This is a genomic window from Nostoc sp. C057 (genome assembly GCF_013393925.1).
Taxonomy (GTDB): domain Bacteria; phylum Cyanobacteriota; class Cyanobacteriia; order Cyanobacteriales; family Nostocaceae; genus Nostoc; species Nostoc muscorum_A.
Genome location: NZ_CP040281.1, coordinates 451,506 through 475,621, shown reverse-complemented (window position 1 = coordinate 475,621; position 24,116 = coordinate 451,506). Strand labels below are relative to the sequence as shown.

General features: G+C 41.3%; 22 protein-coding genes. 10 read left to right on the top strand and 12 right to left on the bottom strand.

All coding sequences use genetic code 11. From position 1 onward, the window contains the following. The first annotated feature begins 625 nt into the window (after positions 1–625). Positions 626–1,846, top strand: a complete 1,221-nt coding sequence (locus tag FD724_RS01950; RefSeq protein WP_179071405.1) for an MFS transporter — start codon at positions 626–628, stop codon at positions 1,844–1,846. 154 nt (positions 1,847–2,000) lie between these two features. Further along, complete coding sequence (locus FD724_RS01945) at positions 2,001–2,978, top strand: hypothetical protein (RefSeq protein WP_179071404.1); 978 nt, start codon at positions 2,001–2,003, stop codon at positions 2,976–2,978. A gap of 163 nt (positions 2,979–3,141) precedes the next feature. Here FD724_RS01945 and FD724_RS01940 read toward each other — a convergent pair whose 3' ends face one another. Then, positions 3,142–4,587 (bottom strand): deoxyribodipyrimidine photo-lyase, 8-HDF type, encoded by a 1,446-nt coding sequence (locus FD724_RS01940; protein ID WP_179071403.1) that lies wholly within the window; start codon positions 4,585–4,587, stop codon positions 3,142–3,144. A gap of 293 nt (positions 4,588–4,880) precedes the next feature. Between FD724_RS01940 and FD724_RS01935 the strand changes: the two genes are divergently transcribed. Together FD724_RS01935 and FD724_RS41865 are read left to right on the top strand one after the other, a co-directional pair. After that, positions 4,881–5,435, top strand: coding sequence for an acireductone dioxygenase (locus FD724_RS01935; protein ID WP_179071402.1), 555 nt, complete (start codon positions 4,881–4,883; stop codon positions 5,433–5,435). Between the two features lie 339 nt (positions 5,436–5,774). Then, positions 5,775–5,933: a DUF4351 domain-containing protein gene (locus FD724_RS41865; RefSeq protein WP_179075377.1), complete on the top strand. Its 159-nt coding sequence runs from the start codon at positions 5,775–5,777 to the stop codon at positions 5,931–5,933. A gap of 5 nt (positions 5,934–5,938) precedes the next feature. Here the strand turns inward: FD724_RS41865 and FD724_RS01925 are convergent, their stop codons facing one another. Continuing rightward, a complete protein-coding gene (locus FD724_RS01925; protein WP_179071401.1) occupies positions 5,939–6,736 on the bottom strand; it encodes a hypothetical protein in 798 nt (265 codons plus the stop codon). Then, on the bottom strand, positions 6,690–6,896 hold the full coding sequence (locus tag FD724_RS01920) for a hypothetical protein (protein WP_179071400.1): 207 nt from the start codon (positions 6,894–6,896) through the stop codon (positions 6,690–6,692). Before FD724_RS01920 ends, FD724_RS01925 begins: the two co-directional genes overlap by 47 nt. Positions 6,897–7,128: 232 nt before the next feature. Here FD724_RS01920 and FD724_RS01915 point away from each other — a divergent pair, with 232 nt between their 5' ends. Beyond that, on the top strand, positions 7,129–7,575 hold the full coding sequence (locus FD724_RS01915; protein ID WP_179071399.1) for a molybdopterin-binding protein: 447 nt from the start codon (positions 7,129–7,131) through the stop codon (positions 7,573–7,575). 234 nt (positions 7,576–7,809) lie between these two features. After that, positions 7,810–8,832: a tRNA-dihydrouridine synthase family protein gene (locus FD724_RS01910; protein WP_179071398.1), complete on the top strand. Its 1,023-nt coding sequence runs from the start codon at positions 7,810–7,812 to the stop codon at positions 8,830–8,832. Positions 8,833–9,120: 288 nt separating this feature from the next. Here FD724_RS01910 and FD724_RS01905 read toward each other — a convergent pair whose 3' ends face one another. Beyond that, positions 9,121–11,265 (bottom strand): calcium-binding protein, encoded by a 2,145-nt coding sequence (locus FD724_RS01905; protein ID WP_179071397.1) that lies wholly within the window; start codon positions 11,263–11,265, stop codon positions 9,121–9,123. Between the two features lie 1,082 nt (positions 11,266–12,347). On the opposite strand from FD724_RS01905, the gene FD724_RS40265 reads away from it, so the two are divergent. Beyond that, complete coding sequence (locus tag FD724_RS40265; protein ID WP_218651494.1) at positions 12,348–12,518, top strand: hypothetical protein; 171 nt, start codon at positions 12,348–12,350, stop codon at positions 12,516–12,518. Positions 12,519–12,528: 10 nt separating this feature from the next. Here FD724_RS40265 and FD724_RS01900 read toward each other — a convergent pair whose 3' ends face one another. After that, positions 12,529–12,696 carry a hypothetical protein gene (locus tag FD724_RS01900; protein ID WP_159402600.1) on the bottom strand — a complete coding sequence of 56 codons (168 nt, stop codon included), beginning with the start codon at positions 12,694–12,696 and terminating at the stop codon, positions 12,529–12,531. Between the two features lie 19 nt (positions 12,697–12,715). Between FD724_RS01900 and topA the strand changes: the two genes are divergently transcribed. Beyond that, the gene (gene topA / locus FD724_RS01895; RefSeq protein WP_179071396.1) at positions 12,716–14,905 is read left to right on the top strand and encodes a type I DNA topoisomerase; all 2,190 of its coding nucleotides are present in this window, start codon (positions 12,716–12,718) and stop codon (positions 14,903–14,905) included. Between the two features lie 35 nt (positions 14,906–14,940). Here the strand turns inward: topA and FD724_RS01890 are convergent, their stop codons facing one another. The 3 genes from FD724_RS01890 to FD724_RS01880 all read right to left on the bottom strand — a co-directional run bounded on the left by FD724_RS01890 (position 14,941) and on the right by FD724_RS01880 (position 17,876). Next, a complete protein-coding gene (locus tag FD724_RS01890) occupies positions 14,941–16,569 on the bottom strand; it encodes a DNA sulfur modification protein DndB (protein ID WP_179071395.1) in 1,629 nt (542 codons plus the stop codon). A 3-nt stretch (positions 16,570–16,572) separates the two neighbouring features. Beyond that, entirely contained in the window at positions 16,573–17,127 is a 555-nt protein-coding gene (locus tag FD724_RS01885) for a GIY-YIG nuclease family protein (protein ID WP_179071394.1), read from the bottom strand. A 230-nt stretch (positions 17,128–17,357) separates the two neighbouring features. Next, entirely contained in the window at positions 17,358–17,876 is a 519-nt protein-coding gene (locus tag FD724_RS01880; RefSeq protein WP_179071393.1) for a phosphoribosyltransferase, read from the bottom strand. Positions 17,877–17,978: 102 nt separating this feature from the next. Here FD724_RS01880 and FD724_RS01875 point away from each other — a divergent pair, with 102 nt between their 5' ends. Continuing rightward, the gene (locus FD724_RS01875; RefSeq protein WP_179071392.1) at positions 17,979–19,430 is read left to right on the top strand and encodes an MFS transporter; all 1,452 of its coding nucleotides are present in this window, start codon (positions 17,979–17,981) and stop codon (positions 19,428–19,430) included. A gap of 33 nt (positions 19,431–19,463) precedes the next feature. Here FD724_RS01875 and surE read toward each other — a convergent pair whose 3' ends face one another. Further along, positions 19,464–20,144, bottom strand: a complete 681-nt coding sequence (surE, locus tag FD724_RS01870) for a 5'/3'-nucleotidase SurE (RefSeq protein ID WP_179071391.1) — start codon at positions 20,142–20,144, stop codon at positions 19,464–19,466. Positions 20,145–20,524: 380 nt separating this feature from the next. Here surE and psb32 point away from each other — a divergent pair, with 380 nt between their 5' ends. Continuing rightward, positions 20,525–21,262, top strand: a complete 738-nt coding sequence (gene psb32 / locus FD724_RS01865) for a photosystem II repair protein Psb32 (RefSeq protein ID WP_179071390.1) — start codon at positions 20,525–20,527, stop codon at positions 21,260–21,262. Between the two features lie 82 nt (positions 21,263–21,344). On the opposite strand, the gene FD724_RS01860 is transcribed toward psb32, so the two are convergent. The 3 genes from FD724_RS01860 to FD724_RS01850 form a co-directional block, all read right to left on the bottom strand. Further along, positions 21,345–21,728, bottom strand: coding sequence for a DUF4346 domain-containing protein (locus tag FD724_RS01860; RefSeq protein ID WP_179071389.1), 384 nt, complete (start codon positions 21,726–21,728; stop codon positions 21,345–21,347). A 90-nt stretch (positions 21,729–21,818) separates the two neighbouring features. Next, positions 21,819–23,000, bottom strand: coding sequence for a GNAT family N-acetyltransferase (locus FD724_RS01855; RefSeq protein WP_179071388.1), 1,182 nt, complete (start codon positions 22,998–23,000; stop codon positions 21,819–21,821). A gap of 114 nt (positions 23,001–23,114) precedes the next feature. Continuing rightward, positions 23,115–23,858: a RibD family protein gene (locus tag FD724_RS01850; RefSeq protein WP_012407982.1), complete on the bottom strand. Its 744-nt coding sequence runs from the start codon at positions 23,856–23,858 to the stop codon at positions 23,115–23,117. Between the last annotated feature and the right edge of the window lie 258 nt (positions 23,859–24,116).

Here is a 24,116-nt window from a genome sequence, read left to right as displayed (position 1 = left end):
GGCGATCGCACGGGATTTCTGAAATTCTTGCTGTATAAGGATATTGACGAAAAATAGGCTAACTCAAAAAAAGCCAAAACCCTTGCTATTAAAGGATTCTTATACTTTAGATGCCTTTATCCTGCTCAATAGGTCGATCGGGTAATTTATTTTACGGAAATCATCTAGCACTGATTGTAATTACGAATGATGTTAGCAATACTCGTTAACGTCACGATCAATACGACTTATTTTGATGCTCACACAGCGTCGAAATAGCTCGTGATTGAAGAAGTTTGAAGTTCCAGACATACTCCAACTTCTATCAGACGTAAGTTCCGCAACATTTTGATCTTTAGCCAAATTAAAGTTAATGTCATACAAAGAAGTCGAACACATCATAGAAGCTAAGATACAAAAAGCTATACGGAAGCACGAGATCGTAGTTGCTTTTATTAGTAGTATTACTGGCTTAATTTTCATAATGGGTTTATTCCACGCTATTTCGCTCAACCACGCTCAAATACACGCATTTTGCTTGAACTGATTACTGATTGCATTCAATGGGTCTTTACGATTGAGCATTCCCTGCTGTGCATAAAACCAATCCGAGTTACATATATTTTTTAAAAAAGGGAATTGCACTATGGAGAGCAAAAATAATAGCAGACCTATATTGGTCTTATTTTTGACTGTATTTATAGACCTGCTGGGCTTCGGAATTATTCTGCCGATACTGCCTTTGTATGCTGAACAATTCGGCGCAAAACCTAATGAAGCCACTCTACTTGTAGCTATTTATTCTTTAATGCAGTTCTTATTTGCACCAGTATGGGGCAGATTTAGCGATCGCTACGGTCGTCGTCCGGTTTTATTACTGACCTTATTCGGTTCTGTAATAGCATACACAGGCTTAGGCTTTGCTAACTCATTATGGATGTTGTTTCTTGCTCGTAGTCTTGCGGGGATTATGGCAGGGAATATTAGTACTGCTCAGGCATACATCGCAGATATTACTACGCCAGCTAATCGAGCCCGTGGTATGGGCATAATCGGAGCAGCTTTTGGTCTTGGCTTCATTCTCGGCCCAGCTATTGGAGGTCTTCTCATCGGGTCAGATCCAGACAACGCTAACTTTCATTTACCGTCGTTGTTCTCAGGTGGATTATCTTTATTTGCATTGCTTTGTGCTTTGATGTTACTTCCTGAATCTCTAAATTCTGAAACTAAAGCCAAGATGCAAGCTAATCGCCACCGCCGGCGACGGCTGAACTTATTACAACTGTCACAGCGTCCACAGTTTTGTGTGCTTGTAGGTATCTACTTTTTTGTTACCTTTGCAGTTGCAGCTATGGACTCTACATTAGCTTTATGGTCTAAGCAGCAATTAAACTGGGGCCCTCAACAAACTAGTTATCTTTTTGCTTTCATGGGGATTGTTAGCACAATCGTTCAAGGAGGACTAATCGGATTCCTCAAGAAAAACTTTGGTGAAATCAAATTACTGACCTTGGGGATATTAGGGTTAGGTTTAGGATTACTGCTAATTGGATTCTCACAAAGCTTAAGTTTATTGTTGGTCGCTACTACACTTGTGGCATGGGGAATTAGTGTTAGTCAACCAATATTGAATAGCCTAATTTCCCAGATGACTGCCCCAGAAGAGCAAGGACAAATATTAGGAATTGCCAGTTCTTGTTCTGCCTTAGCACGCATCGTTGGGCCAATTTGGGCAGGGATTAGTTTTATGAAATTTGGGAGTGATTCTCCTTTTTTGAGCGGATTTTTAGTAATGATCGTAGCTTTATTTCTTAGTTTACGAGTTACTAAAAGTGCATCTGAATCAAACAAAGAACGTATAGCCTGACAATCCAAGTCTTAAAGGATCTAAAGTTATTGCTGATGTATCCAAAACTTTAGATCCTCCTAAATCCTCCTTAAAAAGGAGGACTTTGAGGAGGTTATTCTCCCCTTGTTATTAAACATTACGAATTACGAATTACGAACTACGAATTAATAATATGACAGGTCGCCGAGTATTATTTTTAGGCATCTTTGTAAGCATCCTCCTAACTTACGCAATTTGGATCGGTGGGAGCATTCCTGCAAGCATCGTCAAACTTCCTGACCAAGGATTAAACTGGTACTATTGGAAGCTTCCCCAACCAACCTTTTGGAGTCGAACGACAGCTTGGGGTATGTACATTGGGCATCAGTTTAGCATCTGGGCGTGTATCTTGTGGGCGCAGCGATCGCAGTTGAAATACAAATCAGCCCTGCACCCGATAAATTACCTCATGCTTGCCATCAATGGTATATTTATCGCTTTACACTTCCTCCAGACCTACATTTGGTACGATGCTCTCGCTCAAGATACTTCAATTTGGGCTTCTCAAGGTGCAGTTGTACTGTTACTGGTGTTCGTACTGATTTTAGAAACGCCTCGACGCGGTTTGTTTTTTGGCAATTCTGTTCCATTCCATCAACAGTTTTTGCAAATTATCAAGCTGTACCACGGCTACTTTTTCTCCTTTGCCGCCATCTACACCTTCTGGTATCATCCAATGGAAGCGACTGTAGGGCACTTAATTGGTTTTCTCTATATGTTCTTGCTTCTGCTCCAATCGTCGTTGATCTTTAACCGCGCCCATGTCAACCGTTGGTGGACATTCACTTTAGAAATTACAGTGGTTTTACATAGTGTAGTTGTATCTTTGATGCTAGGACAAAGCAAGTGGCCAACATTTCTCTTTGGTTTTCTTGGCATTTTAGTACTTACCCAACTCCACGGTCTACCTGTTGGTATCTGGACTAAACGTACTATATACGCAGCCTTTTTAGTCAGTGTAATGGTCGTTTATGGGCTTACTGAACGCGGCTTGGGCAGAATTTACGAAGTAACCTATATTCCTCTGATTGAGTTTGGATTAGTTGGCGCAATTTACTTAATCTTTTTGATCGTGTTATGGACAATTTCTCGTGTACCTATCAAGACGTAATCTGATACCCGTTAAAATATTTGATATGTTTGTAGTAAAGACTTTAGTCCTTTCTTCGAGGACTACACGAGTAAAATCAGGACTTCAGTCATGACTACAAACGTTTTTGAAGTAAGGTTGATTAGCCAGAGATGCTATGAATAAATATTAACAATTAACTATCTTACTCACCACCACTAATATTTTTTTGTTGTTGATAACGCAGTTTAAACTGGTTTTGTTGTATTTTATGATCCACAATTGGGTCAGGATAGCCAACAGCATGACGTTCTAAAGGTGGAATTTTCCCAGTAACTAAATATTCTGTATCTACAGACCTTAATTCTGATACCCATTGCCGAATATATTCCCCTTCTGGATCGAATTTTTGTGTTTGACTGGCTGGATTGAAAATCCGCACAGGTTTGGGGTCCATACCGCTAGAAGCACTCCATTGCCAACCGCCATTATTAGCAGACAAATCTCCATCAATCAACTTCTGCATAAAGTATTTTTCTCCCAATTGGGGATTAATTAGCAAGTCTTTAGTGAGGAAACTAGCAACAATCATTCGACAACGGTTGTGCATCCAGCCACTTTCATTCATCTGGCGCATTGCTGCATCCACAATAGGGTAGCCAGTTCTTCCTTCACACCAAGCTTGGAAATGTTCTTCATTAGTTTCCCAAGGAAAGTTCTTAAAGGTGTCGCGGAAAGCACCATCGGCTAATTCCGGGAAGTTATACATTGCGTGTTGATAAAACTCCCGCCAAGCTAATTCCTGTTGCCATGTGCGGATATTAACTGCTGTTTCCTCACTACGACTATTTTCCAGTGCTTCTATGGTTGCTTGCCAAACGGTGCGAATGCCAATTACCCCAAATTTTAAAGCTGCACTCAGTTGTGATGTTCCGTCAACTGCGGGAAAATTTCTCTGTTCTTGGTATTCAGTAATAGCTTTATTAGTAAATTCTTCTAATCGTTCTTGTGCCGCCGCCTCTCCTGGTGAAATAATTAATTGTTCATCCCAAATAAACCCTAAATCTTTTGCTGAAGGTAATGTCAAAGAACCCGCAAGTTTGGCAATTTCTTGTTCAGCTTCTGTTAATCCCTCAACGTTTTGCAGTGTTTCAACTGGGTTCGCTTTCGGTTTGGTAATCCAATTTTTCCAGAAGGGGGTATAAACTGTGTAAGGACTATTACCACCCGTGCGGATCTCATCTGGGGAATTGAGGATTTGATCCCAGTTTTGATTAAGAAACTCAATACCTTTTTCTTTGAGGGCATTTATAATGGTGCGATCGCGTTCTTGTGAATAAGGTTCTACATCCCAATTCCAAAAAACAGCTTTGGCATTTATTGCCTCTGCTAAAGCTGGTATAGCTTGTACAGGATCAGCGTGTAGTATTAATAACTGGCTACCAACTTGAGCATATCGCTCTTGGAGTTTCTGCAAACAGCCAATCATATAAGTTACTCTCACAGGAGCAACATCATCCCGTTCTAAAATATGTGGATCGAGGCAAAACACGCCCACCACCTTTGGACTTTGCCGTTTTGCCGCAGCCAGCCCCGTATTGTCAGAAATGCGTAAATCGCGCCGATGCCAAAACAGAATTAAGTCAGACATTCTATGCTGTATATAGTTCACCCGTACTAGCTTAGATGCTAGTGGTACCAATGAACATCATTCTGGCGATAAATTATATTCTGTAAATGGGCATGGGGCATTGGGCATTGGGAAGAGGACTTGGGGACAAGGAGAATTGGGGACAAGGGGAAAGACTTGTTTCAAGTTCTCACTTCTTGTCCCCTTGTCCCCTTGTCTCTCTGCCCCATTCCCCGGTTTGTCAGTCGGGAATAGTGGCTTTTTACCTCAAAGATAGAGTATACTTTTCTTAACAGTTAATTAGTCTTTTTGTCATGGCTAACCTACTACTTGACGACGGTACGATTGAGAGCGATTTAGGCGAAATAGCTCGTGAACTTGCGCCTTTTGGCATTCAACTCAGACACTACGACCCAGGAACATCGCTACTCTTCCCCAATCTGTTAAGCCAGGACGTTTTAACTGAGTCGGAGAAACGTTATTGTGTAGAACTCCATAACAGCGTCTTTGAGTTTCTTCAGCAAGAAAATGGCACTATCTGGTGTGACTTGCTAAATGTGCATCCAGGTTCCTTTAATCTTCACCATCTGATAGCAACCTACAGCCGTTACCATACTCATCCTGCGCCTGAACCCCTCTACGTGTTAGCAGGAGAAATGATCTATGGCTTCGTGCGACCTGATGGCAGTCAGGTACAGCTTTTAGTTCAGGCACAAGACTATCTTTACATCCCCGCCGAGGTTGAGCATTGGTGTAGTCCAACTGCGTCGTTGAATTTCAAAGCAGTACGCTATTTTGCAATAGCCGAGGGTTGGGTTCCCAATTATACGGGTACTCAAGTTAGTGATTCACTCAACAAGCCAAGTTAAAGCTCAGTTACATTATTGCAAACTGTGATATTTCTTACTTAATGCTTTAACGTGTCGCAGAAGTCCCCACCTTCTCTGCGAGACGCTATTTGCGTTCAATGTACTCTAATGGTAGGTATTGTGAGCGGGGGGATTCGTCATCGCCCTTGCCGTCTCCCCTTGGGAGAAGATTTTCTGATAGAATTATTTGGTCTTGACCATCAATGCCATAAGCGAAAACCAAGCTAACAGGTATATGTTGCAAGAAAAAGATTTGGGTCTTGGGAACCAGGACTCCTGCCCTTGGAGGGAATGTTAGACTTTCTGGTACTACGAAGTCCTGGAGGCTGTTCCCGATGAATTGGGAAGCGCCGTCCGTCTTACGGCGGCGGAGTAGTTCACAGCTTTAACTCTAAACTCAAGTCTCTTACTCAATTAGAGGATTTAAGTGAGGCGCTATTAGATTTTTCTACATCATCTTACTTGACAAAATGGTTAAATAATGCAGTGCAAATTTGAAAGATTCACTCAACTTCCTCACAGAGAATTAACAGCGTTTCCATCGCCTCTGCTAGAGAAATCAACTCTGTCCAAGAGGAGCCACTAACTAGATTTTGGGCGTGAGCTAATCGGTTTCGCAACTGTTCAGCAGACTTTAGGAAGCGTTCACCAAACCGTTTGGATTTTAATCCCAGTTGCTGGAGAAGTTCTGGCTGATTTAAAATCAACTCTCGCTTATCACAGAATTGCAGATAATCTAACAAATCCGTAGCTTCGTTTCTTTCCTGACTCTCTCGCCATAACCGTTGAGCAACTTCTAAGCGCTCAGGTTTGAGGACTTTTTGCCAAGAATCTTGAGGATAGTAAATCCGCACCAGGCGCAGCAAATTCATTTCTAGGAGCGTTACCAAGCCAAACAGTAGCATTCGCGCAGGTGCTTTCTGCAAATCGCCACAGGTAATAATACCACTTACCTGATTGCAGTCCAAGACAAACAATCGCGGAGTTTGTTGTAGGATGGGTAGCAACTTTATCAGTGGGGTGGAAATGGCTATTAGTTCTTTGGGATGAAACACCCGTTGATAGTCGCCACACTTGCCTTCTTTGCCTTGAATCAAAGTAGAGCGTTCTACATAACCGCTTATAATATCTCCTGTCTCAACGCCGATAACATCAAAATTTTGTGCCTGCATCCAATGCAGCACTTCTGTCACCTCCGCATTAGCTGGCATAGCTTTGAGGGGTTCTGCCACATATTCAATGGTGATATTGTTCTCAAATAAACTCCGCAGGTCTTGAGAACGCGATTTTAGGTGTTTCATCCTCCGGTTGTGAACTTACGTTAGATAATCCTAGGGTACTCACGCGATGTCTGCGACGGGCTACGCCTACGCCAGTGGAATTTTCTACCAGATTACCCCTGCGTAGGCGTAGCCCGCCATAGGCATCGCTATCTCGACAAATACCATAGACCAATATCATACTATCCTAGTTAGTATAAAGATAGTGACGCTTAGACATTTTCAAGGAACAAAATACTTTGCAACTACAAAAAAATAAATATTGATGTAGTTATTTCTATCAGATTAGTTGATTAATTTTGCCAAAAATGCCGAAAATTCTCGCAAAAAAAATGTTATTACTAAAACGAGATATCGAATTGATAGTTGGTAGAATTTTACCAAGATAACCAAAATTGATAAATAATATTATTATGCCAAGAAAAGAACAAGGATGGGTTACATTTCAAACCTCAGAGGACGAGCGGAAGATTCTTGAGGAGTTCTGCGAACAGTCTCAACGCACCAAGACTGAGATTTTGCGAGAACTTGTGCGTAGTCTCACTCAGCATTCTTCAGCAGCCGTATTACCACCACCTCAGCAGGAAAAACGGGAAGATATCTACTATACTCAAAAGCCTGACATAGAAAGTACTATTCCCAAGAAATCACTAAAAGTTAGCTCTCGTAATATTCTTAAAGGTGTTGTTAAACGAGTTATTTATGGAGCAGTTAATAGTGAGGTAACTCTGGAAATTATTCATAAAGTAGAATTAACCTCAATTATTACCAGAGCTTCGGCAGAAGAGTTAGAACTATCTGAGGGAAAAGAAGCTTATGCAGTGATTAAGTCGAACGATATTGTCATTGCTAGAGAGTGACATGACTCCGGGCTGAAGCCTCGGAGCATCTAAGAATCACTTCTTAGTTTTCCTAGTTTTTAAACCCATTTTTCTGATAAAAATACGGGATTTTAGGCGTTGGGTATTAAATGTCAGCGTAGGCGTAGCCCGTCGTAGATATCGCATCTACACCCACAGCAAAACTGACGAAGGTTACAACTTTTAGTAAGCATTTTTTGATAGAGTGATGCTTTGTCAAACGCTCTCATATTCATGTCGTCCCAGGTATCGCTCCCCCAATCGCTCCATCCATACCTACCCCTCACCGCTCTTGCGCCTATGCAGGATGTGACAAACCTCTGGTTTATGAAGGTCATTGCCCACTACGGCAGCCCTGACTACTTCTTCACCGAGTATTTCCGGGTCAATGATACCTCACGGCTCAATCGTAACATTCTGGCAGCAATCACCGAAAACGATACGGGTCGCCCCGTTTTTGCTCAAATGATTGGCGAAAGCATTCCAGACTTAGTAAGAACAGCAATTGATCTCTGTCGCTATAATATCGCTGGAGTTGATTTGAATATGGGCTGTCCAGCACCTAGAATCTATCGCAAAAATGTTGGGGGTGGATTGTTGCTCTCACCAGAAAAAGTAGATCGAATTTTAGCAGAATTGCGGCAGGCAGTGAACGATCGCCCTTTGACTGTGAAGATGCGCGTAGGCTTTGAAAATACAGATAACTTTTACAAAATTCTAGATATAATCAATCGCCACAACATTGATTTATTGAGTTTGCATGGTCGCACAGTGAAAGATATGTACCACGGGGCAGTGAGATATGATTTGATTGCTGAAGCGGTTAGACGAGTCGATTGTCCAGTACTTGCCAATGGCAATATCAACTCTGCAAAAACTGCTATTGAAGTGCTTTCTCAAACGGGCGCAGCTGGTGTGATGATAGGGCGCTGGGCGATTGGCAATCCTTGGATTTTTAATCAAATTCGGCAAGCTTTGCGCTTCGAGCCGATCGCACCCGTGCCTTTAGTAGAAGTACGCAATTATATCGATCGTTTATGGCAGACCCCCACAGCAGCAACTATGCCAGAGCGATCGCGTGTAGGCTATCTGAAAATGTTCCTTAACTACATTGCCCTGAGTGTTGACACTGAAGGTCATTTTTTGCGGCTGATGCGACAAACGCAGACCGAGATAGAATTGCTTAACCTCTGCGATCGCGTTCTCCTTGGCGATCTGACGAAAACTTTAGCACTAGCACCCTCCTTGAGCGTTTAAGTAACTATGGCAACTATTTGAAATAGGCATTTTTGACGCTTTATGAATACGAATGCGAGGTGCTAAAAATAGTACCTCGCAATCTAGGGACTTCCAAGAAATAAATTGGAACCACAGAGACACAGAGAAGCCAGCGCGTTGCGGGGGTTCCCCCCGTTGTAGCGACTGGCGCAACACAGAGAACACAGAGAGAGGAGAAATAGAGAGAGTTTTTTCATCAGTTTTGGCACATTTTTTTTGGAAGTTTCCTCTCTGTGCTGTTTATTTATGGAAGAGTATCAATCACCATTAAGCAACAACAATTTTGTCGTTGGTTAGTGACAATCCAGCAGATAATTGGGCAAATTTTACCTGATTAAAGGCAGATGCACTGCCATCTTGGTCAAAGAACAGTCCACCTGTAGAAAAATCATAGATAAACCGTTGATTGCTTGTCGTTGCAGATGTTCCGACAATAAACTGACTTTGCTGAAGTGAACCTATTGATAACCCGCCACCAAAATCAGCAGCCGATACCTGAATCCGGTCATTAGTTACGTTGAAGTCATAAAGACGATCAATACCTTGATTAAAGCCATTGAAAACAAAGGTATCATTACCAAAACCACCTGTTAGGGTATCATTACCAAAACCACCTGTCAGGATATCATTTCCATTACCACCTTTGAGGGTGTCATCTCCATTACCACCGCTAAGGGTATTATTCCCTAATGCGCCAAATGCAGAGATGTAGTCATTACCATCACCTCCCAAGAGTAAGTTATTGCCTGTTGAATAATCAACAATCAATTTATCCGTCCCAGCGCCACCGTTGAGAGTGTTATTGCCTGATGCCCTGCGATAAACTCCTTTTTCGTCGCCAGAATTGTCGTATTCGTAGCCAGAGGCTGAGAGATAATCATTGCCATTATCTCCATTGAGTAGATTATCGCCCGTTGAATAATCAACATTCAAATTATCGTCACCAGCACCACCGTTAAGGGTGTTATCTCCAGTAGTGTTATAAAAAGATCCGCCGAAGCCGCGGCCGTAGCTAGAACCGGAGAGAGAATCATTGCCATCTCCACCAGACAGCAGATTATTGCCTCGTGAATAATTAACATTCAAATTATCGTCACCAGCACCACCGTTAAGGGTGTTATCTCCAGTAGTGTTATCAAACCTGTAGCCCTCAAAATCGGAGGCAAAGAGAGAGTCATTGCCATCGCCACCAGACAGCAGATTATTGCCTGTTGAAATATTAGCACTCAAGTAATCGTCACCAGCACCACCGTTGAGGATGTTATTACCAGAGGAAAGATTGACAGAGAGAGAATCGTTATTATCACCACCATCCAGGAAGTTCTTACCTGTTGAAAGTAAGGCACTCAAGGTATCGTTACCAATGCCTCCGTTGAGGGTGTTATTGCCAGACACTCTAGGGTCGTAGTAGCCACTAGAGGCAGAGAGATAATCATTGCCATTGGAACCATCCAGTAAGTTATCGCCTGCGGAACCGTCAGCAATCAAGGTATCGTTACCAGCGCCACCCTTGAGAGTGTTATTACCAGACACCACATTACCTTCGTAGTCCCCTAATGCCGAGAGAATATCATTGCCATCGCCACCAGACAAGAGATTATTGCCTGCTGAAGAGTCAACATTCAAGTTATCGTCACCAGCACCACCGTTGAGGATATTGTTCCCTGCACCACCCCGTAGCAAGTCATTACCAGCACCACCGTCGAGGGAATCATTGCCAGCATCACCAATAAGGGTGTCGTTCCCTATACCACCAATGAGAGTATCATTTCCCGTACCACCCCGCAGCAAGTCGTTGCCACTCTTGCCGTCGATACGGTCATTCCCGCCCTGACCATTGATGACATCATTTGAATTATCTAAACCTGTAACGTTGTTGTCGAGGTCATTAAGGAAAGTCACCGTGTTCTTGTTGAACACGCTAGTTGCAGTGGAGTTGGCATCAAAGACATCAAAACTATCGGTGATGCTAGTTTGCCCATCAAACAGGATATTACCAATAGCTGGTCTGTTTCCAGAAGCTTTCAGGTTATCGAGGTTTTCTAATTTGAAGTTTTTTAGAATCATTTTGGTATTAGCAACCCCATCAAAGGTAATTTCCAGATTGTTACCATTCTGGGTAAGCAACAGATTTTGGGCAGTCAAATCAGCACCCTGGAATTTGATCGTATCCACTTCGGCAATAACTGCTGCTGTCGAGTTTGTTCCTTTACCTATGCCACCAAAATCAGTGATAGTATCAGTCCCATCACCCAAGTTGTAAATAAATTTATCCTTGCCGCCACCACCAGTCAGAGTGTCATCGCCCTGTTGAGCTGTAATGGTATCGTTGCCTACTTTACTGTTAATTATGTCAGCGTCATTACTGCCCAGTAGAGTATCATTACTGTTAGTTCCAATGATATTTGTCATAACTTTTACCTTTCTTAATCGATATTCCCGTAAATTTAAATTTCTCAGCCCTGAATTAGTACTGTTTTAGAACACAAAAACCCGCCGAGAGTTGATACTTTCGACATATTTTGATTTCCCTCTGGAGGGACAGTAATTTTTCTTGAAAATCCACACTGTTGAGCAGATTGCAACTAGCACCTATCTACATATCAAAATCTCATGCACTGTACAAATTAATGACTTTGTGCATGAACTCAAATAGTTCATTTCAGGCTTTTTATAAGCATCCTTGATTAAATACCGTAGGTGCAGCCCCAACTTAGGCATTCTTGCAAAAACATCACAAAATCAAGCTTAAATGCCTGAAAATCACACTTCATACTTTAATTTTTTTGTCAATGCGTAAATCCTAGTGTCTTGAAAATAGGGAACAGTTAACTCTTGATACAGAAGGTTATTTTTATCCCCTCGTTGTGGGCTATTGACTGTGGGTGTCTAGCTTAAAAAGAGAGAACATTTAAATAACCTGATACTAACTAAATACTGAAGTTTGCTTGTATGTCTATACTTCAAAAAGTATCTTTGCATACTCTTTACATTGTAGGAGAAATATGTAAGTAAATAGTCGTGAAAAAAGTAAACTATGTAAAGATAAATAAATCGCAATCGGTTTGAAGAAGGAATCAGAATGGGCTACGCCCTGCTACGCTAACAAAGACGTTTCCGTTACTCTGGTCATAATCAAGATGATCTCTACGAGACGCTGTGTTATCCGCCAATCATACAGAATTCAGGATTCATCCTGAATTCTAAATTCTGTTTTGATAAATGGGAAAAGCTTGGTCTACAAAGACTTTGGTATAAACTTTCTTCGAGGAAGAAGACCAAAATGCAAGGAGTCAAACATAGTTTTTTTGGAAGAATGCCTGAAACATGATTAATTTGTTGTTACATACTTGTAAATTTTTCTGCCGACCTACTTATGTGCTAAAAAATCCTCTTAGTGTGTTCTTCACATTTTCAGAGTTTATAGTCAAGATTTTGCAGACAGCAGTCACAAAGAAGTTTGAGCCGAAGCTTTCAAAGTAGGAAACCTCAAGATGCTTGAAAGATTGATAAAATACATCTTTTTATTTTTGAGCGCTGCGATACCTGCGGTTCTTGCTAGCCTACGCCTGGTAATAGATCATATCTGTGCAATAATCGCGATCGCTTACCAAAATTACAGATGCAGAGATGCCCAAAAGGATTGCGATCGCAATTCACATTAGTTCATTATCGTCAGGTGACAGAAGCAACAGTTATACAAAGGTATAAATGGATAGTGTTGAGATGATTTACTTCTAAACTGAGTTGAGCAATTTCCAAAGCTTTTTGGTACAGTATTCTAGAAAATCCAGATGACAAAGATAGGCGATCGCTAATTGCAATTGCCAGTCTATTGCTCAAAATCTAGAACGCAGTTGCTATGATCAAACGCCTGCTTGTGGTCGAGTCTCCCGGAAAAGTCAAAAAACTCAGTCAAATTCTGGGTTCGGATTGGAAAGTTTTAGCCAGTTGTGGCCACATCCGAGAACTCAGCAATGAAGGGGACGATTCCTTGGGCTTCGTCATGGACGGCAGTAATGTAAGGTGCAATTACGTTCCGCGTGACCAACGAGCGAAAGAAACAATCCAGAAGCTCAAGTCTGCGGTGAAGCAGGTTGATGAAGTTGTCTTAGCAACTGACCCAGACCGGGAAGGCGAGACAATTGCTTGGCATCTCAAAGAAACGCTGGGTTTAAGGGAACCGAAACGAGTAATTTATACTGAGATTACAGCATCGGCGGTACAGAGTGCGATCGCTAATCCTAGAAAGCTAGACCAAAATTTAATCGGTGCTGGGTTGTGCCGAGATTGCCTAGATAAGCTTGTAGGTTACAAAGGTAGCCCTTTAGTTTGGGCATTGAATAACGGCGCTAAGAGTGTTGGCAGAGTCCAAAGCGCGACGTTGCATTTGATTTGTCAGCGAGAAAACGAAATTCTGGCTTTTGTCCCCCAAGATTACTGGAGTGTCTGGGTAGATTATGCTGAAGGATTTCGGGCTTTTTACAAAGGGACGGTCGATTCTGCAAAAGATGCAGCAGACCAAGAAACTGAAACTAATGATGATGCAAAGGTTGGTAATAGTCCAGAAACACCTGAGTCTAAGCGCGTTCTTTCCGAAGCAGAAGCAACACGTTTAGTTGAAGAAGCACAGCGACATCCTCATCAGGTGATTCATTTTGAAGGAAAAATCGTTAACCGTCAGCCACCGCCACCATTTACAACTTCCAGCCTTCAGCAAGCAGCCGGTTCAAAGCTGAGGTTTGCTCCCGACAAAACTATGATTGTGGCCCAAAAGCTTTATGAGGCTGGGTTAATCACATATATGCGAACAGACTCAGTAATGCTGAGTCCAGAATTTTGTGCCAGCGCTCGTAAATGGTTAGAGCAAAATGATCCGCCGAATGTACCGTCGCAAGTCGCCAAGCATCGTAGTAGCAAATCGGCTCAAGAAGCACATGAGGCGATTCGTCCAACGGATGTGTTTCGTCCCTCAGTTCAGTTGCGTTTAGAACTCCCTGATGATGAGTTTAATTTGTATGTAATGATTTGGAAACGGTCAATTGCTTCTCAGTGTCGGGCTGCCCAATTGCGTAAAACTCTTGTGATTACTCAGTCTGGTTCTTTACTGTGGTCAGCCAGAGGGCAAGTGATTGAATTTTACGGTTATGCCCGGTACTGGAACAATCTCAGCAAGGATAGTATTTTACCTTCATTACAACAGGGACAAGCATTGAAACTAGAGAATGCTGGACATGAAAAGAAGCAGACTCAGCCACCACCGCGTTATAGTGAACCCAAATTAGTACAACTGATGGAACGTAAAGGAATTGGTCGCCCAAGTACTTATGCTCCTACTGTTGCTACTTTAAAAAAACGAAATTATGTCGAGTTGAAAAAAGACCATCTGCAACCGACAGCGTTAGGGTTAGAAGTTGATGCGTTTTTGCTCAAAGCACTGCCGGATTTACTAGAGGCGGAATTCACAGCGAAAATGGAGGATGCCCTTGATGCAATTTCCGAAGGAAAAAACTCTTGGCAGCATTATTTAACTAGTTGGAATCAGAATTATTTTGTACCAGCGCTTTCCAAAGCTAAAACTGTTGTTGCGAGTTCCCCAAAAGGTAAAGCTAATGTGATAAGCGATGTCTACGACGGGCTACGCCAACGCAAATATGAAACTTCCAAAACGCGATGCCCTGAGTGCAAAAATTTTCTCGCCAAAATTCCGAGTACTAAAGTTAAAAAGAAATATTTCCTCAAATGCACAAAAGGCTGTGAAAATGTCGTGCTATTTTGGAGCGACTTTAACAAAACTTGGCAGCCACCACAAGCCAAAACAGTCCAAGCTGAAAATCAACAAAAGCCTCCCGTCAAGATGACAGCATATCCCTGCCCGGTATGTAAGAAACCTCTAGAGGAGTACAGTTATATCAAGGAGGGGCAGAGTAAGACAATGTTGCGATGTTCTAACGCACAATCCCGTAAAGATACGAAACATAAAGATGTAGCTTATTTCAGTACGCCAAAAGGGTGGTGGAGTCCTAAGTTTGGGGAGATATCAAAAACTTAACTAATTTTAGCTATTAGTGTTGCAGGTCAATACATTTAGTCTTTTACTTCCTCAGTTTCTTTAAAAATATCCTCATCATCTTCAATTTCATCAGATTCCTCTTCATCCTCCTCTGAAGAGTCAAGCAAATCTCTAACTTCAGCAAAGGAGTCATCTGATTCAGAAGATTCTTTTATCTGCTCATCAATAAAATCAACTTCAGGTAATATTACATGAAACTCTCTTCTCCAAGTTGAAATCGAAGCTTCATTCCAGTTGATCTCGTTACTGACATCATCTTTAGTACGTTTTATCAAATCTCTTACGCCATCAGACGAATCCAACAATATCATTTTGACAAGTTCTATACATTTCTCAGTTCCAGTTCCTGTAGTAATCATGGTTAGTTTTTCATTTGGCCGCACTAGAACATTAAACCAATGGGGTGCATTTCGGCAGAAAAAGCCATCTTTATCCATTTTAGTAATACTAAGCGATACGGCATCAAGAATCGCTGGAATACGGTACTCTATCCTTATCTTAAGGAGGAACCTTGAAACAGCAGAAAATAGAATTTTTTGTCCTAGTATAGTATACAGAATATTAGAATCTCGTAATTCTTTTATACTTGTTTTTTGAACTGCGCTTAATCGAGATTGTTCAGGTTGAATAGGGATATTAATACCTACGTAGTTAAGCTGTGATACCCAATCCTTGAATGGTTGAAGTTCAGTAAAAAACCACTTAAGCAATGCTTTTGTGCCTATTATAGGAAGTTTAGGATGAGACTCATAATAGTTTGCTAAAGCTGTATCACGTTCTGTTAATGAATTAAATGATTTCTTTAAAGCTTGCTTCTGATAATCTTTCAATAGTTCAATAGTACATTGGCTAACCAAATCTAGAGTCGTTAGGTAAGGTTCTGATTGAGTCAAATTCCTTGACTTGGAAGACCATTTAACGAATCTATCTTCAAGTACTCCTTCCTCTAAAAGCTTTCTAGGAATCAATGCTGATATTTTACTGTCATCAAGCAATAGTTGAGTTTGTTTATCGATTGATTTAGCCGTCTTGTTTATAACTGTAAAGATATTGCGAGTTGCTTTAATTATCTCATCTCTTACAGTTTCGCTTGAGTCTGCATGACCAACCTTGCCAAGATCGCGAAATACTAGATAAACGACTGGTATATCAAAGGTTTCTGAGCAATTGAAATTTTCATTTATTTGTTGAGGATTTAAAGGCTCTTTTCCAGTATGAGCATTCCAATATCTCCTTAGTGAAAGAAGTCTATGTTGACCATCAATTACAATTCTAGCTACATTTTTATATAATTTTAAATTAACCCATTTTTCAATAGGTTTTCCGTCGCTACTAACTGTAGAGAAGTCCCAAAACTCTCTTTGGTCATTCGAGTTGGGTAAAAGTACGACGACAATTGAATTAAAAAAGCGAATTCCACCCTGTGCTAAGTAAGAAAATATTTCTGTATTCGCTCTGTTTTCATCTAGTTTCCTCTGAACTCGTTCAGAGAAACTCCAACTGCCTTGAATTTCATCAGCAAATCTAATATTTTCAACTGCATCACTTTGATCAAGTGTTGTTATAAAGTACCTAACATCACCAAACTTACCACTGATTGCTTTATATTCAATCGTCTCTGGAGACTGATTATCTAATTCCATTTTCTAACTCCTCTGTGTATTAAATTTAGGCTGACATAGTTGAATTAACAGGCTTTCCAATTCTCTAGAAATATTTTTTGGGCAAGGAAAACAAATGAATAAGAATTCATCATTGAGTCTTAAGTTTGCGTACTTTGAGAAAAACCCATCATCTCGCTCCAAATGCTGAATGAATCTATCTCTTAAGTTGCTTGCAGTACCAATGTAATCTGGGCGTTGGAGAATGCTACATGAAATTAAAAGATTTTTTAATATTCTTCGTTCTTTAGGCTGAGAAACAGCTTTGATAAATTGATTCATTTGTTGAGACAAACCAACTGACTCTCCACAAGTATCCACAATGAACTTGCTTCTATTATCTTTCTCAGAAAACTTTGTTTTAAATACCGTATTTTTCATACGAGTATCTATATGATCAGATAATTTATTTTCTAAAAAATCAAATGCATGATACAAGGCATAAATACCTGATGTTTCAGGAAGATAATCTGCGGCAGATATTGTTGCTGTGACTACAGTAAAGTTCTTGAAAAAGTTGTCGTGGACTGTTTCTTCCATAGATAGAAATCACAAAAAATTTAGATCAGAAAGCTCCGTTCCATGACCATGAGCAGAAAGCTATCCCTTTCCTCAATACCTGACATTCAAGACGTTATCTATTCACGCCTGAAGAACAAGAGATAAACAATGCTCCTAAAACAGAATATAGACTGTTTAGAGGTTGCAATGTGTACTTGAGCAGAAGTAAAGAGCAGCTAGAAGCTGGTGAATATGAGTCTATGTATTTTTTAACACAGTTGACTTGCTTTAGCCGCAAGTTCAGCTGGGTTCATCTGCTCGTAGTGTTCAAAGGGTTGATGAATCCAGGGGTTGTCAGCCAAGTAATCGACATAATAATCGGGTGCTATAACTGAACAGGCTTTATACCAAAGTACGGCAGTGCGAATTTCCTCAATTGGGGAATCAATATTTTGCTTGAGCCAAGGTATAGTCTGTTGCAGTGTGATGCCAGAGTCTACTAAGTCATCTACTAGGAGAATGCGCGAACCTAACTTTTCGGCAGTCATTGTCAAGTGGCGGGAGAAAATTAAATTACTTCTTTCTTGCTTACCAGCGCCACTGTAAGATGAGGTTGCTAAGATTGCCAGAGGTTGCTGATATATCCGGGAGAGAATATCTCCAACTCTTAATCCTCCTCTGGCAAGACAGATAATCTGGTTAAATTCCCAACTGGATTGATAAATCTGGATAGCCAGTTGTTCAATTTTTTGGTGATAATCTGACCAAGAAACATAAAGGTCTGGCATAAGTCTAACGGGATTGGTAGATGGCTACTATTGAAGGCGATGTCAACGACGACGGGCTACGCAAACTGCAAACTTTTTATTTTAGTATGAGCGCAAGTTATTATGAAAGATTATGCTGCTGATGGCGATGCCCAACGAGATCCTCTCAGTGAAAAACTCGACTTAAAAACAAAACTGGCTTACGGTGCAGGAGATTTAGGCCCGGCAATCACTGCAAATATATCTGTATTTTTTCTGCTGGTTTTCTTCACGAATGTCGCTGGTATCCCTGCGGGTTTAGCTGGCAGTATTTTGATGATTGGCAAAATCTGGGATGGGATAAATGATCCGGTTGTCGGGTTTCTGACTGATAAAACGAAATCTCGTCGTTGGGGTCGTCGTCTTCCTTGGATGTTTTATGGGGCTATTCCCTTTGGGATTTTCTTCTTCTTGCAGTGGATTGTACCGCGATTTAGTGCAAATCAGAGTGAGAATATTTGGCCGCTGTTCTGGTATTACGTAGCGATTGGGGTGATATCTCAAGCGTTTTACACGGTTGTAAATTTGCCTTATACGGCAATGACTCCAGAATTAACTCAAGATTACGACGAACGCACCAGCCTTAACAGCTATCGCTTTACATTCTCGATTGGTGGCAGCATTCTGTCGTTGATTTTAACGCAAATTATTTTTTCTCAAATTAGCGATCGCCAACAACAATATCTCGTTTTAGCAGCAGTTTCTACTGTAATTTCGATTTTAGGATTATATTGGTGCGTTTTTGGAGTCCGCGATCGCATCTTGGCTTTTGAGGCCAAACGCATCCAAACCGAGGAACCTGAATCTCTCCCTTTCTTTGAACAGCTAAAAATTGTCTTTAGTAACCGACCTTTTTTATTTGTTATTGGTATATATCTTTGTTCTTGGCTAGGTGTGCAGGTAACAGCCAGCATTATTCCCTATTTTGTAGTCAATTGTATGGGACTCAAAGAATCAGATGTGCCCACAGTCATGATTGCAGTGCAAGGAACTGCTCTATTGATGCTATTTGTCTGGGGAGCGTTGAGTAAAAAAATCGGCAAAAAAGTTGTTTATTTTCTGGGAATGAGTTTGTGGATCATAGCAGCGGCCGGACTATTTTTCTTACAGCCTGGTCAAATAGTTTTGATGTATGTGATGGCTGTGATGGCAGGTATTGGTGTATCCACAGCTTATCTAATTCCCTGGTCAATGATTCCAGATGTGATTGAATTAGATGAACTGCAAACCGGACAGCGCAGAGAAGGCATTTTTTATGGCTTCATGGTTTTGCTACAAAAATTTGGTTTAGCTTTGGGGCTATTTTTGGTAGGAAATGCTTTGCAAGTATCGGGTTTCAAAGAATCTGTAGCCGGAAGTCCGCTACCCATCCAACCGGAATCAGCACTGTTTGCTATTCGTGTTGCCGTTGGCCCCATACCTACAGTTTGTTTGATTTTTGGTTTAGTTTTAACGTATTTTTACCCAATTACCCGCGAGATGCACGCAGAAATTATGCTAAAGCTCAAAGAACGGCAAGAGAAAAGGGGAACTTAAGGAAGTGGGTAAAGATTTTTTCGTTTTACGGTTTCAAACCCTTAACTGAGTTACCGCAATATTGCCGGAAAAACATACGTCCACATCACTACCAGGGGTGCGATCGCGTTTGCCATATTCTCCTACATAATAAAAATCATCGCCTTCAATTCGATAGTTGACCGGCAAAGGTCTGCTACAGGCTTGGCAAAACACTATCTCAGGATGTGGTTCTCCTGGTAGCAGATTCGGCAAGTTCACATTCCAAAAGCTTCCCGGTTCTAGGGGACGCTTGAGTAAGTCCGCTAAAACTTCAGCTGTCAATTTGGCAGCCAGATCCCAATCAAAATTCTGCTTGGCTTTGCGATAGTGGGAAATAGCAATTCCGGGAATACCGTGCATTGCGGCTTCCCGCACAGCAGCCACTGTGCCAGAAATGTAGACATCGACTCCCAAGTTGCCCCCAGCGTTGATACCTGAAAGCACAAACTTGACATCTGCGTTAATTTGTGTTATCGCAATTCTCACACAATCGGCGGGAGTGCCTGCGATCGCATATTCAGTCTCAGAACGTCGCTGGAGGTTGATGGCACGAGTGGTAGTAACTTGATGTCCACACCCAGACTGATGATCGGCAGGAGCCGCGATAATAACATTTTTGCCATTTACAGCTTTGATTAGAGCTTTTATACCGGGGGCATCAATGCCATCATCGTTAGTTAAAATTATGGTCATGTATATATTATTTTAGATTTAGCCAAAATACCAGAAAAATTGCACATATAACCCATAAAAGGGTATAGCAGGACAAGCAACTTGTATATATGAAAACTTATACTTTTTTCTGCCAAAAATATTAATTATACGATATCATCTCTAGATGGTTTGCAAATTCCGCCCTAAGCATTTGGGTTAATTCTCAAAATGGGCGGTATTTCTTGTAAATTTTATGCTTGCAACCGCGCTCATCAAAAGTTTGTGCAATCAAAAAATCCCGTAAAATACATATCTGCTGGTAGTAGCAAAAACTTGATCCCGGAGAAAACCGCGAACGAGGTGATTTTTGCACTAGTTCTGTAGTATTTTTGGTGCAAGTCTGTCTTAGGGATCACACGATGAAACAGCTCCTCAAACAAATATTTAGTAGTCAAAAACACCTCATCCGGCTGGTTTTAACATTGGTGACGGTTATTTTAACAGCCTCGCTGTTTGCTGCACCTGCTTTAGCCACAGGTGTGTATCAATTACCCAGCCTCACAGCAGGCAATGACACCTGGGTTTTGGATCAAGGTGAGGTTATCAGCCGTCTGAATGAAGGTAAGATTAGCAGTGCTTTCGAGGATTTGGCAAAACAAACAAATAAAGAAGTCAGAATTGTAACTGTTCGCCGCCTTGACTACGGTGAAACACCAGAAAGCTTTACCAAAGAGTTGTTTGAAAAATGGTTTCCGACAAAAGAAGCCCAAGCTAATCAAACTTTATTGGTTATTGACACAGTTACCAATGGTACTTCCATTCTTACTGGAGATGAAGTTAAACCTTTACTCACTGACGCTATTGCCGAGAGTGTAGCTACTGAGACAGTAAGTGTGCCGTTACGCAATGGTAACAAATACAATCAGGCATTTCTAGATGCTAGCGATCGCCTTGTTGCCGTCCTCTCCGGTAAAGCCGATCCGGGGCCACCCCAAGTTACTGACAATGTACAGGTAGAAGGCACCTACAAGAAAGCAGAAGAAACCAACCAAGGTAATGCTACTGCTTGGGTAGTCGGATTGTTAATTGCCGCCACCGTCATCCCAATGGCGACTTACTACATTTATCAGATAAATCAGCCGTCATCTGATGGGTAATCGGATAATCAGGAATCATTCAATTTTAGATTTTAGATTTTAGATTTTTCCTTCAATCCAAAATTAAAAATCTAAAATTGGCTTAATCCTGAACATACTCTTGCCCTTTTACTAAAGCCACCTCAGCCCGAACAAATTCTCGACCTAAATAAGCCGCATGATTTAATTGAGTTATAGGCGGGGGCTGAGTTTCTTCAAAAATCTTCACGCAAAGTTCTTTCGCCGTCCTCGCACTAAAAACCGTTGTGTAAGTTCGTTCTACCTTTCCTCGTGCCGGAATTACCTTCCCCGTTTCGGGATCGATAGCTAAACCGCGATCGTCAATTACGTTTGTGAAATGCTTGGCATAAATTAACCCTGCGTCTCGATCCAAGTAAATAATAAAATATCCACCGGGATCGAGATCGATATGACGCTGGGAAAGTTTATCATCAATTGCGGCTAAATCTTCAAGTATTAAATCCATAAGCACTAGCAAAAGAAATTTTCTTTTTTCAGGGTTTTTACACTATATATTAAGTGTAATTCGTCGTTCACCCTCTGCCTTGGCAAACTTTTAAGAATCTCGGTTACTAAATGGCAACTCTGCATTAATCGCCTCAATCTCCTGCTGTTCGAGTTGATTTACTTCCTTAATATAGGGACGGATAATTTGTCCTAAACGATTGTTGTAAAAGCGGTGCAGACTGTGATTGGGCATAGCAGGGAAACCACGCCGTTTTTTGTGGCGGCCACCTGCGCCAGGATCAAAAATTTGGATGCCGTTAGCGATCGCCCACTCAATGGGCGCATAATAGCAAGCATCAAAATGTAAGCAATCTATTTCTTGAAAACTCCCCCAATAGCGTCCATAGAGTTTGTCACCTTTAAACAAACAAAAGGACATTCCTAAAGGATGAGAATTATCTTCTTCGCTATATGCAGCGACAAACAAGACTCGATGGCGATAATCATTGTGTAGCTGCTCAAAAAACCGCTGTGTGAGATACTTGCTACCCCACCAGCCAAATTTATCACAGGTGTCAGCATAAAACTGGTACATCGAAGGAAATAAAGAGTAGGGAATTTCATCACCACTCAGAGGTTGCAATCTTAAACCAGCTTTCTCGACAGTTTTACGTTCCCGCTTGATATTCCGGCGTTGATTGGCGTTAAACACTTTCAAGTAGTCATCAAAAGTTTTAAAGCCAGCATTTTCCCAGACGTAACTGTGGTGCAACCAAGTTGTAAAGCCATGCCGTTCCAGCATCGGCCGCCATTGGGGATCAACGTAGAGAAAATGACATCCAGAAATCCGATTTTTGGAGCAGAAAGTGTCAATTTCATGCACCATCATTGCGGTGATTTCGTCTTCATCTTCTCCTGGGGCGATTAAAAAGCGATAACCTTCAGCTGGGGTAAATGGTGTCATACCCAGCAATTTTGGGTAATATTGAACTCCGATGCGATCGGCTAACTCTGCCCATTGGTGATCGAATACAAATTCACCAGAACTATGTCCTTTGAGATAAAGTGGCGCAGCCGCAATCAGCGTTCTATCTCGCCACAATGTTAAGTGATTTGGCAACCAACCAGTTTTAGCCGTAGCACTTTGGGAGGTTTCGAGATTATTTAGCCACTCCCATTCTAAAAATGGCGTTTTGAGTGGCATTGCTAAAGCATTCCAGGCATTTTGGGGTACTTCAGCGATTTTGTTCGTCCAAATGACAGAATAGCGAGGCTTAAGTTGTTCTACCATCTTAGGGGAGTAGGGATGAGTAAGAGGCAGGGGGCAGGGAGCAGGGGAGGCAAGGAGAATAACTTATGCCCAATTCCCAATTCCCAATATTCCAATAACTTAACTTAGCGTAATCTAATCTGCTGGTTGTTGCAGGCGATAGTGCAAAAACACTTCTTGCTCAACAGTATGAACTTCTAAAAGTTGCAACTTGGGAGCTAAATCGGGTAAAAAACCTTTCCCTTCTACAGGTGTGGGGGCAGTACTACCACCTAAAATTAGGGGACAGACAGTTAGCCATAATTCATCAATTAAATCTAAGCCCAGCAGAGAGGCGACTAATTCACCTCCACCCAAGACCACCAACCGTGTTATATCTATATTGGCTAGATGCTTCAAAGCTGCGGGAATGTCAATTTCTCGCGTTGGTGTTTCAAAAACCAGAATCTGCTCAAATTCTGGAGGGCACTCTTGTGTTCCGGTTCCCAGAGTTGAAGGAAGCGTCTGTAAACAACGTCCTTTCCATGAAAGTTTTCCCAGTGCTGTCGTGAGTAGCCAGCGTCTAACTGGTTGCTTAAAAAAGTTAATTTCCGGATTGAGGTTTCCAGAGTGTGTAGTCACTATATGAACTGGCTGCGGAGGCTTCCCTTCTTGTGCCCGAAGTCGCACTAGAGTTGGATCTGATACAGTAAGTGTCGTTCCATAAGCCCGGAGAGTACCAGCACCGAATAAAACCGCATCAGAGGCAGCGATTTGTTTTTCTAGATGTGCTTTATCAACCCTTGAGCCAAACCTAGCAGGCGATCGCCTAAAATCTGCTATCTTGCCATCTGCACTCATTGCTAAAACAACTGTAGTATGAGGACGATGTTGCAACATTAAATTGATTTGATAGTTGGAATATTTTCTTTGTTTGTATGTAGATTCTCAAAAAAAATCCATGCCTGCAAGTTATTTATTTACAATTTTACCACTGTATTTATATGCAACACAAATCACTTTTACATCTAGCATATATGAGTTTTGGTATACCACGTTTCTTTTTGAATGATAGCAATTTGTTATTTTTAAACATTGAAAATAAAATTCTGATAATTTAATAAAATGTCTCATCTAGCCAGTCTAATTACATATCTT